Raw genomic sequence first — 17,993 nt, 5'->3', positions numbered from 1 at the left:
TCTTAGTTCTGGTGTTGTTTCATCAAATCGATAAAGCGGTCAAAAAGATACGCTGCATCATGTGGCCCAGCCGCAGCTTCAGGATGATACTGCACTGAGAAGGCTGGAATATCTAAGCAACGTAATCCTTCAACAACACGGTCGTTGAGGCCGATATGAGAAACCTCAACACGACCAAATTCCTCACATGGAGCCATCACCACCTCATCAAGAGGTGCGTCCACTGCAAAGCCATGGTTTTGGGCTGTAATCTCTACTTTGCCTGTTGTCTTATCAAGAACAGGTTGGTTAATCCCACGATGACCGAAAGGCAACTTATATGTACCAAAACCTAAGGCACGACCTAACAATTGGTTGCCAAAGCAAATACCAAAGAACGGAATAGAAGAACGAAGAACCTGTTGTAGAAGTTCAACCTGCTGGTTGGCAGTAGCGGGGTCTCCTGGGCCATTTGAGAAGAACACGCCGTCAGGTTTGACCGCCTGAATAGCCTCAAAGTCTGATGAAGCAGGCAAAACATGAACACGAACACCACGACGTGCGAACTGTTCGGGAGTCATCGATTTAATACCTAAGTCAAGAGCTGCTAACACCCCTTGAATGGGGCCCTCCCACCCGAAGTCTTGTGGCTCAACGGTATACGCTTGTTCAGAAGAAACACTCTCCGCTAACTGTCGTCCCTGCATCGGCTCAGACTCTTGCACCATCGTCAACAGTTCAGATACCGGACGTTGCGCGTACTCGCCCGAAAAAATACCAGCACGCATAGCGCCAGCAGAACGTAAATGACGGGTAAGGGCACGAGTATCAATCCCCTCAATACCTACAATTCCCTGCGCTGAAAGATAATCATCGAGAGAACCTTCACTACGCCAATTTGAAGGACGTCGAGCAGCATCTCGTACAACATAACCGGCAACCCACACTTGACGTGATTCCGCATCCACAGCGTTAACACCAGTATTTCCAATATGAGGAGCAGTCTGCACCACAATTTGACCAGCGTAAGAAGGGTCAGTGAGAGTTTCTTGATAACCGGTCATACCCGTAGAAAACACTGCTTCTCCCAGAGTCTTTCCTACTGTTCCATAAGCCTGTCCATGGTAAACCGTGCCATCTTCTAATACGAGAAGAGCGGGCTGGTGCTGAGTTAGATTAGACATCAACTAACTTCCTTATATAGTGTTTTGCGATAATTCGCATCAATCATTGAGGGCTAAAGAGCTGGAAGAGAATCCTTCGCTTGAGGTGCTCTTCGAAGAATTTCTTTTTGAATACTTTCTTGTTCTTGCGGGTGCAATAGCCTAAACCCTGTATCAACGGCAGTGCTATTGAACATCCAGGAGATGATGAGAAGACCATCCTTCTCAACAAACTTTCCGTTAATACCTGATTCTTGGCGTACGGCAATAACATCGCGATAAGGAATCCATAGGTGTTGTGCACCTTCTCTGGCTAAAACAAGTCCTTCATCAAAAATGAATAACTCAGCCCGAGATTTAACACCTAAAGTATGCACTGCAACACGAGCCAACCAATCCCCTAGTAGAGTTGTCACAACATACGTTCCCGCTACAACAACATCAGGCGGTAACTCATCGTAACGTTCTGGTACCGGCGCTAAAGGGCCTAGCTCACTTTGACGTCTTTTACGTGCCGACCAGCCACGCCACATCAAAAGGCAAGCTAAGACAACAACACCGATACATACAAGCGTGGGGAAAAAATATTTTGACATGGTTTAGAGGCTGTTCCCCTCTGCTGGTTGTCGGCGCGGCGTCGCTAAAGACCCCTCTAAAACAGTAGGATGACCGGCAAAGAAGGTTGCACGAACGGCGCCTGGAACTTCTAACCCCTGGTACGGATTATTCTTACCTCGTGTCGCCTGTTCAGCTGAGTTGATAACGCGTGTTGCTTGAGGATCATAAAGTACGATATGTGCTGGCTCGCCTGGTGCAATGGGACGTCCTTGACCTGTTGCACTGCCAATACGAGCAGGACGGAAACTCATAATTTCTGCAACACGCTCCCAACCAATAAGACCAGTATCAACAAGCGTTTTCTGAATAATTGATAATGCCTGTTCCAAACCGGTCATACCATTTGCCGCGCAAGCCCATTCGCAATCTTTAGACTCTACTGGGTGCGGAGCATGATCTGTGCCAATAATATCGATCGTTCCATCTGCAACCGCCTGACGGAGAGCCATAACGTCTTCTTCGGTTCGCAAAGGAGGATTCACCTTATATACAGGGTCGTAGCTTCGGACAAGTTCTTCGGTCAAAAGTAAATGATGAGGTGTTGCTTCAGCCGTCACCTGAACACCACGAGACTTAGCCCAGCGCACAATATCTACTGCCCCACGTGTTGAAAGATGGCAGATATGCACACGAGAATTAACATGTTCAGCTAAAAGAACGTCCCTAGCGATAATGGATTCTTCAGCTACAGCAGGCCATCCTGCTAAACCAAGTTCTGCTGAAACTTTTCCTTCATTCATCTGAGCACCTTCGGTTAACCGAGGTTCTTGCGCATGTTGAGCAATGACTCCGTCAAAAGTCTTGACGTATTCTAAGGCTCTACGCATCAGTGCCGGATCCCATACGCACATACCATCATCAGAGAAAACCCGTACTTGAGCACGAGAATCTGCCATCGCACCGATTGCTGAAAGACGTTCTCCTTTGAGACCTACGGTTACTGCGCCAACAGGATAGACTTGCGCCCAGCCTGCTTTTTTTCCAAGATCATATACTTGCTCAACAACTCCTGCAGTATCGGCTACTGGTTGTGAATTCGCCATCGCAAAAACCGCTGTATAGCCACCTAAAGCTGCCGCTTGAGTTCCAGATTCAACCGTTTCAGCATCTTCTTGGCCCGGTTCTCTCAAATGGGTGTGCAAATCGACAAGACCAGGCAAAGCAATGAGCCCCTGTGCTTCAATGGTGTGAGCATCATCAGCTGTCAATGCTGTACCTATCTGCACAATCTTTCCGGCCTCAATAAGGATATCTGCTATATCTTGGCCAAGGATAGAAGCATTTTTAATGAGGTATTTCTGTGTCATATCTTCTCGCTATGGGTGAATCTGTGTGTTATTTGAAGAGTAAAGTTCGCTGCCGTCTTGGCCAGTCATTAGCATATAGAGCACCGCCATGCGCACAGAGACTCCGTTATTGACCTGGCGAAGAACCCACGATTGTGAAGAATCTGCTGCAAGAGAACTAATCTCAAGCCCGCGGTTCATTGGGCCCGGATGTAGAACGGCTGTCTGTTCTCCCGAACGTGCTAAAGCTTTGAAACGTTCAGGGGTAAGCCCCCATAATCGGGCGTATTCTTCAACGCTAGGGAAGAACGCAGCATTCATACGTTCTTTTTGAATACGAAGTAGCATTACCGCATCAACACCATGCGCTAAGGCCTGATCAAAGTTGTAGTACACCTGAACTGGCCAATGATCAATATCATGAGGTAAAAGAGTAGGCGGTGCTATAAAAATAACCTCTGCTCCTAATGTGTGTAGAAGCCAGAGGTTTGAACGAGCAACACGAGAGTGAAGGATATCGCCAACGATAGCGACACGCATTCCCTCAAGTGCAGAACCTTGAGTCGGAATACCTGATAGCTGATGCTGGAACTGTCGAAGTGTCATCGCATCAAGAAGGGCTTGTGTTGGGTGAGCGTGTGTACCGTCGCCAGCATTAAGAACTGGAATATTGGTCCATCCAGCTTCTGCTAAACGCTGAGGTGCCCCTGATGCGCTATGCCGAATCACAAACGCGTCAGCATTAATTGCAGCTAAGGTCTGAGCAGTGTCTTTGAGAGATTCCCCTTTAGAAACAGAAGAACCTTTAGCAGCAAAATTAATGATGTCGGCGCCGAGGCGTTTTTCGGCTGTTTCGAAAGAAAGTCGAGTACGAGTAGAGTCTTCAAAGAAGAGATTTACCACGGTACGGCCCTGTAAGACAGGAAGTTTTTTCACCTCCTGCCGGCCCACTTCTGCCATATAATCGGCGGTATCGAGAATACTTATCGCTTCTTCGCGAGTTAATTCTTTAGTGTCTAGTAAATGACGCATGGTCTTTTATTCTCCGCTATTAGGGTGCAAAATCTCAACGCGATCGGTGCAACCGTCAATTTCTTCGAGATATACACGAACAAGTTCTTCAGATGAGGTGGGAAGGTTTTTACCAACGTGGTCTGCACGAATAGGTAATTCGCGATGTCCCCTATCAACGAGAACAGCTAGACGCACACATGCCGGACGCCCGTAGTCTTTGAGAGCGTCTAAACCTGCTCGAATCGTTCTTCCGGAATATAAAACATCATCGACGAGCACGAGATTTTTACCGTTAATACCGGATGCTGGTAGAACTGTTGGTAAAGGAGTCTTCTCAGGTTTTGAATTGAGATCATCTCGGTATTTTGTAATATCTAATTGACCGAGGCATAGCTGAGGATTAAAAGACGAATCAGTGCGCGCAATCTTTTCTGCTAAACGTTGCGCTAATGGTGCGCCCTTGCGCTGAATCCCCACAAGGACAAGATTTTCTGCACCACGATTTCCTTCAAGGATTTCGTGAGCAATACGTGTCAAGGCACGGTTAATATCGGCTTCGTTAAGAATGGTGCGACCCATCACTGGGTAGAGTTCACTCATCTGCCGGCCTCCTTCCCCGCCTCACGGGACGGACTTAAAGGTTGCTTGCTTTATGGAGCAATCTATCATGTTTTATCTTGGCAAACCTGCAAGAAGAGATGTTTTGAGAAAAGTTTTTGAGAAAAACGATGAAGTTATCCGGTAAATCAGCACGTCACCACGCATAAAACGGTGGGGTGGCCACATAGTGTAGCCACCCCACCGTTGAAAGATACTTTTATGCAAGAAGCGTAGGTTTAACTTGACGCAACCGCTCCAAAAGACCATTGATGAACTTAGGTGAATCGTTAGTCGAAAGCACCCGAGCTAGTCCCGTTGCTTCTGAAATAGCAACAAGATCTGGAACCTCATCATTATAGAGAAGTTCCCATGCTCCGATACGCAAAAGAATACGATCTACGCTAGGCATACGGTCCATGGTCCAGTCCTGAGAGTACGTTTCGATATACTCACGAATCTCTTCGTCATGTTCTTGTACACCGCGCACAATCTGCTCAGAGTACGTAGAAATCTGCGCGGAAGTATGTAAACGACGACGAGTCAATACGTCTAGAATCTCATCATCTCGTTGCTCAGCTTCAAAAAGAACTTCAACTGCTCTCAATCGAGCTTTAGTTCGTGAATTCACGTATTTTATGCCCTGTTCTTCTAGTCGTTTACACGACCAAGATACTCACCGGTACGAGTATCAACCTTAACTTTAGTGCCAGTCTCCAAGAAGAGTGGAACCTGAATCTGAGCACCAGTCTCAACTGTTGCAGGCTTTGTGCCACCGGTAGAGCGGTCACCCTGAAGGCCAGGCTCAGTGTACGTAATCTCAAGAACAACAGATGCAGGAAGCTCAATGTATAGTGGCTCACCCTCATGCATCGCGATAGTAGCAACCTGAGACTCAAGAAGATAATTTGCTGCGTCACCAACAACAACCTGAGGAACGTTAATCTGATCGTAAGTTTTTACGTCCATGAAAACGTAATCATCACCATCTTGATAGAGATACTGATAATCAGAACGATCAACAGTAGCAGTATCGACCTTTGCGCCAGCGTTAAACGTACGATCGACAACTTTGCCGGAGGTTACATTACGCAACTTGGTACGAACGAACGCTCCACCTTTTCCTGGCTTGACGTGCTGGAATTCGATAACCGACCAGAGGTTACCATCAATCTTAAGTACAACGCCGTTCTTAATGTCAGCGGTAGTAGCCAACCGACTCTCCTTCAAATATATGGGAATTATCAATAATCAAATGATTCTTAGCCATTGTAACGCTTCAACGAGATAAAGACAGCTGTATTGGACGAAGAAACATAAAATAGATGCTCCCCTGTGCCAGAACACACAGCCTTCATCATATAGATGAGGGTCTATAAAGCCTACGAGGTAGAAGAAACTTCCTGATACGTTGCAAACAACAAAGAATCATCAGGAACTTCATAAATACGAGGTGAACCATACCCCTCAAGAAGGACGAAACGAAGCAAATTTCCACGAGCCTTTTTATCTCGGCGCATCGACTCAATGAGCTGCTGCCAACGGTCCCCACGATAACTCACCGGAAGACCCACCGACTGACAGATACGACGAGTACGCTCTACCACTGACTCATCAACATACCCTGCAGCCAAAGATAACTCAGCAGCAAAAACCATGCCTACCGCAACTGCCGCACCATGACGCCACTGATAACGCTCAACTCGCTCAATAGCATGACCAAAAGTGTGGCCATAATTCAGGAATTCTCGAAGGCCAGATTCCTTTAAATCCTCAGAAACAATACGAGCTTTAACACGGATAGAGCGCTCAATTAAATCACGAATTACTGCAGACTGAGAATCACGTAAAGCATCAGGATTGCCTTCAATAATATCGAGAATCTCAGGATCAGCAATAAACCCACATTTAATGACCTCTGCCAGCCCCGTCAATAATTCATGAACGGGCAAAGTCCGTAACGTTCCTAACTCGCATAAAACAGCTGCCGGAGGGTAGAACGTCCCTACCAAATTCTTTCCCTCAGCAGTATTAATCGCTGTTTTTCCACCGATTGCAGCATCGACCATGCCAAGTAAAGTTGTCGGGATATGAACAACCTTCACACCGCGCAACCAGGTGGAGGCCACAAAACCTGCCACATCGCTGACTGCTCCGCCACCAATAGAGATAATTGCATCAGAACGAGTAAAATCATTCTTCCCTAACACCTGCCAGCAAAAACCTGCTACTTGAAGATGTTTTCCTTCTTCTGCGTCAGGTATCTCTGCGCTGAAAGAGTCATAACCGGCCGAACGTAAATCTTCCATGACCAGTTCACCGGTAGAACGCAAAGCCCTCGGATAAATCATCAACACACGGCGAGTTTGAGCACCCAGAATCTCAGGTAACTGAGCTAAAAGATGATGTCCAACAAAAACATCATAATTTTCTTGCGGGGTATCTCCCGTAACCGAAATAACGGTTGGCTCCATATTATTGCTCATGCTGTTACTCCCCCACGAGTACGTAAAATAAATTGTTGAACTTCTGCAGCAATCTCTGAAATAGGACGAGACCCCCGAACATCCAACGTGTAGCTTGCTAACTGTTCATAGCGTTCTTTGCGTAGTTGAAAAATATCATTCCAACGCTGGATAGGATCCCCTTGCAAAAGTGGACGCGTCTTATTACCTAAAATTCGTGGGCGAACAGTATCAGCATCCACCTTCAGATAAATAACACATTCATTTTTGAGTTTCTGTGCAACCTGCTCACTCATGGGTGCACCACCACCCAACGAAAAAATACTGTTGCGATACTGTGGAGACTCAAGAACTTGAAAAATAGTTTCGCTCTCAACTTTACGAAAATATTCTTCTCCTAAAGTATCGAACATTTCTGGTATCGATCCATATTGTTCGGTAATGAGCTGATCTGCGTCTAAAAACTGATACCCATAAAAACGGGCACAGTGCATCCCTATATAAGACTTTCCAGCAGCCATCGGACCAATAAAAACTACTGGCCGACGGCGATCTAAGAACTCTTCTTGAACTTCACGAACATGCTGAGGGTCCGGTGATGAGACACTAACACGCTCTGGAGAAAGACGCTGCTTCGACATAGGCGTCTAACGGTCCCAACCGGCAACGTTCGACTCCCAGCTCAAAGACTGCGGAATAGCAGCAAGATAAGCATCCATATTCCGTCGAGTCTCAGTCACAGAGTCCCCACCAAACTTCTCTAAAGCAGCTTCAGCAAGAACCAGTGCAACCATCGCTTCAGCAACAACACCAGCAGCAGGTACCGCGCATACATCTGAACGCTGATGGTGAGCTTTTGCAACCTCACCAGTAGAAGTATCAATAGTTTTCAACGCTTTAGGGACTGTAGCAATAGGCTTCATCGCAGCACGAACTCGCAAGAGGTCTCCGATACTCATACCACCTTCGATACCTCCGGCACGATTTGAATCACGAGTAACACCGTGCTCATTCACGCTTATCTCGTCGTGCGCACGAGTTCCCGGACGAGAAGCTGTCAAAAACCCATCTCCAACTTCGACACCCTTAATGGCTTGAATCCCCATTAATGCAGCAGCAAGACGTGCATCAAGACGACGGTCCCAATGAACGTAAGAACCAAGCCCAGGAGGAAGACCGTAGGCAAGGACTTCAACAACCCCACCAAGAGTCTCACCATCTTTATGAGCCATATCTACAGCCTGAACCATCGCAGCAGAAGTGGCAGAATCAAAACAACGTAATGGGTCAGCATCAAGTGCCCCAACATCAGAAGGGCATGGACGAGGAGCATCTTCTGGAGTGCATACATCAGCAATAGCTGTTGTATGACTTACCAACTGCACTCCTAGAGCTTTGAGAAGCTGAGAAGCAACAACACCGAGAGCTACACGAGTTGCCGTCTCTCGTGCGGAAGCTCTTTCTAGAACAGGTCGTGCTTCATCAAAATCATATTTCTGCATTCCCGTAAAATCAGCGTGCCCAGGTCGAGGACGAGTCAATGGTGCGTTCCGTGCGCGTCCTTCGAGTAGTGCAGGATCTACAGGGTCAGCGCTCATCACATCAACCCATTTTGGCCATTCCGTATTCGCAATCTCTAAAGCAACAGGTCCACCCAGTGTTTTACCATGACGCACCCCACCTAAAATACGAACCTGATCCTCTTCAAACTTCATACGTGCTCCACGCCCGTAACCGAGACGACGTCGAGCCAAAGCGTCACGCACCATCTGCGAGGTCAGTTCTACACCTGCTGGGACGCCCTCAATAATACCGACAAGAGCTTCACCGTGAGATTCACCGGCTGTGAGCCAACGCAACATGCTCTGACTTCCTTTACATATGTAGTGTGATAACCAAAAGGTTCTTCCCTAAGCACTAGAGTACCCAGAAAATAAACTGAATAAAATTTTTGATGTCTTCACATGAAAACTGTGTTAACCACAAGAACCAAAATGTTCCATCGAATAAACATTAAGCGGTAGCTTATTTCGTGGTAACAACCCAATAGCTGAACACATCGCATTCATCATCTGAAGCTGTTCAGGTAACGTCTCTTCTAACGCATGACCTGTAAAAAGCTTAATCTGGTCGATAGCCTGATACAGCAGCATATCTAAACCAGAGACAATAACTCCCCCAGCATCTTCCCAACGCGAGGCAATGGTAGAAGGCCACGGGTCATAACTCACATCGAAAAGTACACCGTTCAAAGAAGACCCCAGCGTTGGGGCAAATTGATCAGCCACTCCTGCCGGCAAAGTTGAGATAACGGCTTCATAAACCGAATATTGTGAAGCAAAATCTTCAAAACGACAGATGTTAAGACGGATCTCCAGTTTCTCGGCTAGCCGAAGAACAGTTGCCGCGCGCTCTACAGAACGCACATAAAGATCGACCTCAGTAGAACCCAAAAAGGACAGTGCCATCAATGCAGAGGTAGCAGTTCCGCCACCACCAAGAATAGCCCGTGGCAAGTCGTCTGTAGATACGCGAACACCAGCATGGTGCAAGGCATTGACGATGCCCGAAACATCAGTATTATGCCCTATAGCTCGTCGAGAAGAACCTTCACCTCGCCAATACACCGTATTGACAACATCAAGAACCTTCGCAAAATCAGTCAGTTCATGAAGATTCTCAATCACGGCGTTTTTCAGCGGCATCGTTACAGAATAGCCAACCACATTTTCGGTTAGAGCAGGTAAAAACCGTTCTGGAAGTTCCTCAATAGAGGTTTTCCAACGACCATAATCAATCTCATACCCAAGATGCTCATAGGCAACCTGATGAAGGCTCGGAGAAAGCGAATGCTCAATAGGGTCACCTAGAACAAAAGCTTTCTTCCGAGTATTCATCGAATCATCTATTTTAGGTGCACTTGCCATCATGTTCACGACACCATCTATCGTATTCTTCAACGTTCTTCAGATGCTGACGATAGGTCTTAGCAAACTTTGTTTCGCCAGTATCAAGATTGACAGTCACCCAGAAATAGTAGTCATTCTTATCGGGGTTTGCTGCGGCATCAATAGCGTTAGTACCCGGTGAACCAATAGGGCCAGCAGGAAGGCCTTTGTAATAGAAAGTGTTGTACTTATTTGACGGGTCTTGCTTTTGCTCATTTGTAATGTGAACGGTCTTCTTCCCTAGACCATAAGCAACCGTAGCATCGGACTGAATGTACCCGCTAGTTTCCCCATCAGGGTTATTAATACGGTTTTCGATAGCCCCTGCAATAGCCTTATAGTCAGGCGTAATACCTTCAAATTCCACGATGGAAGCTACCGTTAGAACATAAAATGCTTGCTCATCGCCCTTTACACCAGCATCAGATAATGCTTTCTTCGTCTCATCGACAATGCTTTGCATAATATCTTTGATGTCTGTTCCCTGGTCAAAACGATATTCACCAGGATGCATCCAACCTTCTAGAGAAGGGAAATTAGCAGGAACTCCAAGACTCTGAGGGTTCTGATTAAACTTATTGAGTTCATCTCGTGAAACACCAGTAGCTTGAGCAATAATATCTAGAGATTCTTCGATACGAAGAGTCTGAGCCAAAGCAATATACACTTGATTAGCTTCGTTCAAACGGAGAAGAACATCAAGTGCTGATTGGCTGCTCATCTCTTCTTGAAGGTTATACTCACCAGGCTGAATATACTTCTTCTCTCCCATATCACTGTAGACAGAGAGGAAACGGTCAGCGTCAGCAATAACACCCATTTTCTCTAGCTGGTTTGCTACACCAATAGTAGAAGCACCAGGGGCAACCGTGAAGCTCACGCTTGTCCCATTACCGGAACCACTAAAATCTTTGCGTTTGAACCACCCTAGCTGAGGGCTAATAATTGCGATAATCATGACCACGGCAATGGCGAAAACAAGTCCTGCACTGAGCATGGTATTGCGCCTGCGAAGACGAATTTTACGCCGTTGTTCAGGAGTGAGCAGATCATGCTCAACAACTAATCCGAGGATACCCTCACGTTCATCTTCTTCAGAGGGGCTCAAAATCATTTTGAGGTTCTCTGGCTCATCACGGTGAACTGAACGTTTCGGCGATCGGCTCGAGTTCGTTTTATTGCTCACTCAAGTTCTCCATATCGTTTTTCGTCTGTGGTGCTGAGGAAATCTCCTCAGCGCATTCTATTGTCTGAGGCTCCACTAAAAATCCAGCAACATGATTGCCTGCTTTCAGTGTGTCTAGGCAATACTGCAAGATATTAACTGCAGCTACCTGATCCACCATTGTCTTAAAATCTCGTGACGATACCCCAGCCTCATGCAAAGTGCGATGAGCACTGACCGTCGTTAAACGCTCGTCTACTAACCATACAGGAATGGAATATCCTTCTGCTACAAGTTCAGTAACGAGATCTTGTGCATAAGAACGAGCCATAAGCGTTGATGATGATTCTCCACCGCGCATGGTCTTAGGTAAGCCCACGAAAATTTCGGTAACTTCGTGGACTTTCACCAGGGTACGCAAGACTCTACGATCAGAGTTCTTTTTAAGGTCTCGACGTAAAGTCTTGAGCGGCGTCGCTAGAATTCCATCTCTATCGCAGAGGGAGAGACCGACGCGAGCGTTACCCACGTCGACTCCCATGCGCACTCCTGGTGTAAAAGTCATAGGTTAAGCACTGACTTTCGCAAGTTCAGAACGAATAGCGGTGAGCGCATCCTCAACCTTTGTTGGGTCTTGTCCGCCACCTTGAGCCATATCGTCCTTGCCGCCACCGCCGCCACCAAGGATGCCTGCAGCAACACGAACCAAAGCTCCAGCTTTAACGCCGTGTTCACGAGCACCTTCATTAGTTGCCACGAGAACAACCGGGCGACCATTATTAACAGCTGTTACTGCAACAACAGCAGGCTCTGAGCCTAGACGTTGACGCAAATCCATTGCAAGATTACGTAACTCATTCACTGATAGTTCACCAGCATTATGAACGAGAGCTCGGATTTGTCCGATGAGTTCTGCTGATTCTACTAGTTTTCCAGCTTCAGCCTGAAGTTTTTCAGTACGAAGTTTCTCCAGCTCTTTTTCAACACTCTTCAGTTTTGTCAGGGTCTGAGAAAGACGTTCTGGAAGTTCAGCAGAAGATTGTACTTTCATCATGCCTGTCAGCTGGTTAACAAGAGTACGTTCTGTTGCCAAATGGTTAAAGGAGCTATATCCGACAAGCGCTTCAACACGACGGTTACCAGAACCAACAGATTGTTCTGAAAGCAATGTCAAAGAACCAATCTCTGCAGAGGATGACACGTGGGTTCCTCCACAAAGTTCACGAGAGAAATCTCCACCAATTTCGACGACACGTACGGTATCACCGTATTTTTCACCGAAGAGACTCATTGCGCCGAGTTTCTTCGCCTCATCTAACGGCATCTCTCGTGTCACAGTCTGTAGGTTGTCACGAATTGCGGTGTTAGCAACTTCTTCAACTTCACGCTGAACAGACTCAGATAATCCTTCACCCCATGCAAAGTCGAAACGTAGGTAGTCTTCTTTATTGAAAGAGCCACGCTGCGTTGCTTCATTTCCAAGCACTTGGTGCAATGCTGCGTGCACAATATGTGTACCAGAGTGAGCTTTTTCACCATCGCGACGGCGACGTTCGTTCACCTGTGCAACAACTTCAGCACCAGCTAGAGCTTCGCCTTCACGAACAACACCACGATGCACGCTCAAACCTTTAACAGGTTGCTGCACATCATCGATATCAATCACAAAACCGTTACCACTAATCACTCCGGTATCAGCTGCCTGACCACCTGCTTCAGCGTAGAAAGGAGTCTCATCCAAAACGATTTCAATGCGGTCCCCTGCCTGAGCAACAGGAACAGTAACACCATTAACCAAAATAGCGCGTAAGACAGTCTGTGTTTTGAGCTCTTCATAACCGGTAAATACGGAGCCGCGTTCATTAGCAAGTTCACGTAATGCAGAAAGATCTGCGAAAGCACCCTTTTTGGCTTTAGCATCTTTTTGGGCGCGAGTACGTTGCTCTTCCATGAGTTCACGGAAAGCTTTTTCGTCGACTTTTACTCCAGCTTCTTCAGCCATTTCTAGCGTCAAGTCGATGGGGAAACCATAGGTATCATGCAAAGTGAAAGCTTCAGTTCCAGAAACAATAGAGCTTCCCTTTTTAGCTTCTTTAACAGCTTCTTCGAGACGTTCAGTACCTGACTCAATAGTTCTTAAGAATGCTTTTTCTTCCGCATACGCAATACGTGAAATACGCTCAAAGTCTTCAAGCACGACGGGGAATGCGCCACCCATTGCATCGCGAGAAGCTGGGAATAGCACTGGCAAGCATGGCTCAGTAACACCTAAAAGTCGCATAGCTCGAATAGCGCGACGCATCAGGCGGCGGAGAATATATCCACGACCTTCGTTAGAGGGGGTCACGCCATCAGCAATGAGCATCAGTGAAGAACGGATATGGTCTGCAACAACACGCATCCGAACGTCATCTTCATATCCTTCATCTTGAGCTGTTTCAGAACCGTGGTATGTCTTGCCTGATAGTTTTGCTGCAGCATCAAGTACCGGACGAACCTGATCGGTTTCGTAGAAGTTTTCAACGCCTTGTAATAGCATTGCAAGACGTTCAACGCCTAGACCCGTATCAATATTCTTCTCGGGTAGATCCCCAAGAATTTCAAAGCTATCTTTTCCAGTACCTTCACCACGCTGGTATTGCATGAACACAAGGTTCCAGATTTCAATGTAGCGATCATCGTCAACAGCAGGGCCACCATCTTTACCGTAGGCAGGCCCACGGTCATAGAAGATTTCAGAGTCAGGACCAGCAGGGCCAGGCTGTCCGGTAGACCAATAATTTTCTTTCATACCCATACGCTGTACGCGTTCGGCAGGTAGCCCGACGGTCTTCGTCCATAGCTCGTAGGCCTCATCATCGCCTTCATAGACGGTCACCCAAAGACGGTCTGGGTCAAGACCAAACCCGCCTTTTTCAACAGAGGTAGTAAGAAGTTCCCACGCCCAAGGGATCACCTCTTTTTTGAAGTAGTCGCCGAAAGAAAAGTTGCCAGCCATCTGGAAGAACGTTCCGTGGCGAGCTGTTTTACCTACTTCTTCAATATCGAGGGTGCGGATACATTTCTGTACGGAAGTTGCTCGACGATAAGGAGGAACTTCACGACCCAAGAAATAAGGAATAAAAGGAACCATACCGGCGATGGTAAACATTGCACCTGGCTCGTTGGAAACAAGCGAGGCGGAGGGAACGACTGTGTGACCGCGTTCTTTAAAGAATTCAAGCCATCGCTTTGATATTTCCTGTGAAAGCATGAAGCTATATTCCTAACCTATGATGATGAATAAATGTTCTAAAAATGTATAAAAGGCTACTAGAGCCGATAACGTTTAAGACCCGCTAGAAGTATGACCTTCAAAAAAGTCTTCACCTAGCTGACGGTCACGTTGAACTCTACGTTCCGTGCCGGCCAGTGGCGAAGGCGTATTATGCGGTGTTAGTTCAGCACTGTCAGAGTTCTCAGGTACTGCCCATGTGTCTAAAGAACCGGGGCGAGCCTCATTCTTTTGTTCTTGAAATCTTTGTTGTAGCTGAGCTTCGTGTTCTTGCATCCCGCTTTTTACTTGAGCAGCAAATTGAGTTGCTTTTAGTACAACCTTTTGAAGAGGTTGCCCCCACGGAGAATCAAAGAAGCGTGCCACTTGAGCCTTCCGTCCAGAAGCTGAAGATAACTCTGATGAAGTTCGTTGTGCCAATGCTTGGCTCACGTCTGTTGTTTGGTTGATGCGCTGCGCCAGATAACCAGCTACTGCCCCACCAGCTAATAATGCCGCACTTTTCCAGAACCCCATTATGGACGCTCCTTCGGTGTTGCAGGTGGTGTGTTTTGTTTATCTGAACGCATAGCTTTACGTACACCATAAGAGAATGACGCAACCTTAATAAGAGGTTGCCCAACCGTTGATGTCACCAACGAGGAAAGAGCAGACACGTTAGCTGAAGCGTCAGAAACGTTATTGGTAATGTCGTCTACTTTTTCTAATTGGGTATTGGTGGTTGTAACAGTTTTCGTCACTTCCCTAATTAAAGGAGTGGTTTCTCCGTTGAGAGAACGAATCGTTACTACTAGTTCGTCAAAAACTTTCCCTAATTTAATGATGGGTAAGGCTAGAAGCGCTACAAGTATTGCAAATACTGCCGCAGCAATAAGCCCGGCAATGTCTCCACCGCTCATAGATCCTTCTTTCCTCGTGTGTACGATGTGCGCCTCAATATCAGAAATTAAGAACACGAATTGATAACAATACTACTGCATGGAATAAGATACAGACGATTTATTTTCGGGTTATCGTATTTTCTCATCTTTTTCGGAGCACACATTAACCGCAGAAAACGACGGTTGAATCAAAAACTGACGCATTAAAACGGACAACCCGTGCCCTCTTCCAGTGATGAAAAGAGCACGGGCTGTACGAACGTATGCTTATGCCAAACGTGAGTAGTATTCAACGACAAGCTGCTCTTCGCAGATGACCGGAATCTCTTCACGCTTAGGTAGACGATCGAGCTTAGCGTGGAGCTTCTCAATCTCAACGTTGAGGTATGCCGGAGTATCAGGCAAAACATCTTTGTGTGCACCGGTAGCAGCTACCTGGAAAGGAGCCATCTTTTCAGATTTAGGGTGAACGTGGATGAGCTGACCTGGCTTCACACGGAAGGAAGGACGGTCAACACGAACACCATCAACCATAATGTGGCGGTGAACTACAAGCTGACGTGCCTGAGCAATGGTGCGTGCAAAACCGGAACGCAAAACGAGTGCGTCAAGGCGAGTTTCAAGAATCTCGACCATGTTCTTACCGGTCTGGCCTTCAACGCGCTTAGCTTCGAGGTATACGCGACGCATCTGAGCTTCACGAATGTTGTACTGAGCGCGTAGACGCTGCTTCTCGCGAAGGTGGGTTGCGTAGTTGGAATCAGCCTTACGACGGTTACGACCATGCTGACCGGGGCTGTAAGGACGACGTTCGAAGTACTTTTCTGCCTTAGGAGTCAGCGCAATACCAAGAGCACGAGAATGACGCACGGTACGGCGGGTGCGGTTATTTTTAGCCACAATTTACCTTTCATAGCGGTTGGTAGCACACAAAACAGCTAGTGTGCCGACCATTTGTTCTGATGGATTGGCCTCCAAAATATCCGCACACGATTTTATGCGGTGGAGAGTGTGAAGCAGCCGCACTTCAGACACTGCAACCTATTTGGTGATCACATCGAAATGTGCGTTTTAGATAGGCTTGCCAACCACGGTTCTACCTTACCTCACATGTGCATAAACACCTACACATCTTAGGTGTATTTTTTCACACCTATTTTTCATGATTTTTCCGTGTGGTTTCACCAGATGAAGACCCTCGTAAAATTTTTACAATAGCTCTCAAACGACGAGCAATATTCTTTTCCTCACCATACTCAGTGGGGTGGTAATATTTCCGACCTACTAAATCATCTGGCAGATATTGTTGTTCGGCTACAGCAAAAGGAACACTATGAGGGTAAATATAATCACGCCCATGACCCATTTCAGCTGCCCCAGGATAATGGCTGTCACGAAGGTGCACAGGAACGGCTCCACCTTTACCGGCTTTCACGTCCCCTATCGCCTGAGAGATACTAGCAATCACAGCATTAGATTTAGGTGCTGTCGCAAGGTGAATAGTTGCTTGAGCAAGATTAAGACGAGCCTCTGGCATACCAACTAGTTGCACAGCCTGTGCGGCATTCACTGCAGTAGTTAAAGCGGTAGGATCTGCCATGCCAATATCTTCACTAGCGTGTACGACTAAACGACGGGCAATAAAACGAGGATCTTCCCCCGCCGTAATCATCCTTGCAAGATAATGCAATGCGGCATCAACATCTGAACCACGAATAGACTTAATGAAGGCACTAATGACGTCATAATGTTGATCACCGTTACGGTCATATCGAATAGATGCTTGGTTCAACGCCTCTTCAGCATGTTCTAAAGAAACCACGATAGGGCGTGAACTTTCAGATTCTTCTATCACTTCTTTAAGAGATAGTTTTTCTTGCCCATAAGCGGTAGCTACAGCTGCTTCTAAGGCAGTTAACGCTTTACGAGCGTCACCTTTTGACAAAGCGACAAAATGTTCAAGTGCATGTTCTGATATCTGGACGTTTCCAGCGAAACCGCGAGAATCTTCAACTGCTCGAAGTAATAGTTGACGAATATCATCGTCTTGTAAAGATTCTAAAGTGAGCACTAAAGACCGTGACACCAGCGGAGAAATAATAGAAAAGGACGGATTCTCCGTAGTTGCAGCAACGAGAACAACCCAACGGTTCTCAACGCCAGGAAGTAAAGCATCTTGCTGGGCCTTAGAGAACCGATGAATCTCGTCTAGGAATAATACGGTAGTTGTTCCATACATGTCACGATCTAATAGAGCTTGTTCCATGACCTGACGAACGTCTTTAACACCAGCTGTTATTGCAGAAAGTTCAACAAATTTTCGCTCACTACCCCTAGCAATAACATGCGCTAGAGTAGTTTTTCCCGTACCTGGAGGGCCCCATAAAATGACAGACTGGGGCCCAGCTGGTCCAGCTGACTCTCCCGCTAAAATCCTCAAAGGTGCGCCCTGATGAAGAAGTTGCTTCTGTCCAATCACCTCATCTAAGGTACGTGGGCGCATCCGCACTGCCAAAGGTGCCTGAGTAAAAGATCGACTCGCTTCAGGAGCAGGTTTTTCGTTGCCATCATCAAAGGTAAAAAGAGAATCTGTCACGTTGCTA

At 46.7% G+C, this 17,993-nt stretch carries 18 protein-coding genes; all 18 read right to left on the bottom strand.

The annotated features are described in order from the left end of the window. Window positions 1–2: 2 nt before the first annotated feature. Window positions 3–1,163: a glutamine-hydrolyzing carbamoyl-phosphate synthase small subunit gene (carA, locus tag ACN081_RS06720; RefSeq protein ID WP_419107325.1), complete on the bottom strand. Its 1,161-nt coding sequence runs from the start codon at window positions 1,161–1,163 to the stop codon at window positions 3–5. 53 nt (window positions 1,164–1,216) lie between these two features. Continuing rightward, window positions 1,217–1,738 carry a hypothetical protein gene (locus ACN081_RS06715; RefSeq protein ID WP_419107324.1) on the bottom strand — a complete coding sequence of 174 codons (522 nt, stop codon included), beginning with the start codon at window positions 1,736–1,738 and terminating at the stop codon, window positions 1,217–1,219. Between the two features lie 3 nt (window positions 1,739–1,741). Continuing rightward, window positions 1,742–3,067, bottom strand: a complete 1,326-nt coding sequence (locus ACN081_RS06710) for a dihydroorotase (protein WP_419107323.1) — start codon at window positions 3,065–3,067, stop codon at window positions 1,742–1,744. 9 nt (window positions 3,068–3,076) lie between these two features. Continuing rightward, entirely contained in the window at window positions 3,077–4,078 is a 1,002-nt protein-coding gene (locus ACN081_RS06705; RefSeq protein WP_419107322.1) for an aspartate carbamoyltransferase catalytic subunit, read from the bottom strand. A 6-nt stretch (window positions 4,079–4,084) separates the two neighbouring features. Then, window positions 4,085–4,660: a bifunctional pyr operon transcriptional regulator/uracil phosphoribosyltransferase PyrR gene (gene pyrR, locus ACN081_RS06700; RefSeq protein ID WP_419103755.1), complete on the bottom strand. Its 576-nt coding sequence runs from the start codon at window positions 4,658–4,660 to the stop codon at window positions 4,085–4,087. Window positions 4,661–4,877: 217 nt separating this feature from the next. Continuing rightward, entirely contained in the window at window positions 4,878–5,288 is a 411-nt protein-coding gene (nusB, locus tag ACN081_RS06695; RefSeq protein ID WP_419103754.1) for a transcription antitermination factor NusB, read from the bottom strand. 20 nt (window positions 5,289–5,308) lie between these two features. Next, entirely contained in the window at window positions 5,309–5,872 is a 564-nt protein-coding gene (gene efp / locus ACN081_RS06690) for an elongation factor P (RefSeq protein WP_419101667.1), read from the bottom strand. Between the two features lie 167 nt (window positions 5,873–6,039). Then, a complete protein-coding gene (gene aroB / locus ACN081_RS06685; protein WP_419103753.1) occupies window positions 6,040–7,143 on the bottom strand; it encodes a 3-dehydroquinate synthase in 1,104 nt (367 codons plus the stop codon). Continuing rightward, window positions 7,140–7,763 (bottom strand): shikimate kinase, encoded by a 624-nt coding sequence (locus ACN081_RS06680; protein ID WP_419103752.1) that lies wholly within the window; start codon window positions 7,761–7,763, stop codon window positions 7,140–7,142. Before ACN081_RS06680 ends, aroB begins: the two co-directional genes overlap by 4 nt. Window positions 7,764–7,769: 6 nt before the next feature. Further along, the gene (gene aroC / locus ACN081_RS06675) at window positions 7,770–8,984 is read right to left on the bottom strand and encodes a chorismate synthase (RefSeq protein WP_419107321.1); all 1,215 of its coding nucleotides are present in this window, start codon (window positions 8,982–8,984) and stop codon (window positions 7,770–7,772) included. A 114-nt stretch (window positions 8,985–9,098) separates the two neighbouring features. Then, window positions 9,099–10,052 carry a shikimate dehydrogenase family protein gene (locus tag ACN081_RS06670; protein ID WP_419107320.1) on the bottom strand — a complete coding sequence of 318 codons (954 nt, stop codon included), beginning with the start codon at window positions 10,050–10,052 and terminating at the stop codon, window positions 9,099–9,101. Then, entirely contained in the window at window positions 10,033–11,256 is a 1,224-nt protein-coding gene (gene mltG, locus ACN081_RS06665) for an endolytic transglycosylase MltG (RefSeq protein ID WP_419103749.1), read from the bottom strand. The genes ACN081_RS06670 and mltG overlap by 20 nt, the downstream gene beginning before the upstream one ends. Beyond that, window positions 11,246–11,800, bottom strand: a complete 555-nt coding sequence (ruvX, locus tag ACN081_RS06660) for a Holliday junction resolvase RuvX (RefSeq protein ID WP_419103748.1) — start codon at window positions 11,798–11,800, stop codon at window positions 11,246–11,248. The genes mltG and ruvX overlap by 11 nt, the downstream gene beginning before the upstream one ends. A 3-nt stretch (window positions 11,801–11,803) precedes the next feature. Next, the gene (gene alaS, locus ACN081_RS06655; RefSeq protein ID WP_419107319.1) at window positions 11,804–14,488 is read right to left on the bottom strand and encodes an alanine--tRNA ligase; all 2,685 of its coding nucleotides are present in this window, start codon (window positions 14,486–14,488) and stop codon (window positions 11,804–11,806) included. A 75-nt stretch (window positions 14,489–14,563) separates the two neighbouring features. Beyond that, the gene (locus tag ACN081_RS06650) at window positions 14,564–15,025 is read right to left on the bottom strand and encodes a hypothetical protein (RefSeq protein WP_419103746.1); all 462 of its coding nucleotides are present in this window, start codon (window positions 15,023–15,025) and stop codon (window positions 14,564–14,566) included. Continuing rightward, window positions 15,025–15,408, bottom strand: a complete 384-nt coding sequence (locus ACN081_RS06645; protein WP_419103745.1) for a DUF948 domain-containing protein — start codon at window positions 15,406–15,408, stop codon at window positions 15,025–15,027. The genes ACN081_RS06650 and ACN081_RS06645 overlap by 1 nt, the downstream gene beginning before the upstream one ends. A 249-nt stretch (window positions 15,409–15,657) precedes the next feature. Further along, the gene (gene rpsD, locus ACN081_RS06640) at window positions 15,658–16,290 is read right to left on the bottom strand and encodes a 30S ribosomal protein S4 (RefSeq protein ID WP_419103744.1); all 633 of its coding nucleotides are present in this window, start codon (window positions 16,288–16,290) and stop codon (window positions 15,658–15,660) included. Window positions 16,291–16,543: 253 nt separating this feature from the next. After that, on the bottom strand, window positions 16,544–17,986 hold the full coding sequence (locus ACN081_RS06635) for a replication-associated recombination protein A (RefSeq protein WP_419107318.1): 1,443 nt from the start codon (window positions 17,984–17,986) through the stop codon (window positions 16,544–16,546). Between the last annotated feature and the right edge of the window lie 7 nt (window positions 17,987–17,993).

The organism is Rothia sp. P13129, assembly GCF_048512865.1.
In the GTDB taxonomy this organism is placed as follows: domain Bacteria; phylum Actinomycetota; class Actinomycetes; order Actinomycetales; family Micrococcaceae; genus Rothia.
This window is presented reverse-complemented; position numbering and strand designations above follow the sequence as displayed.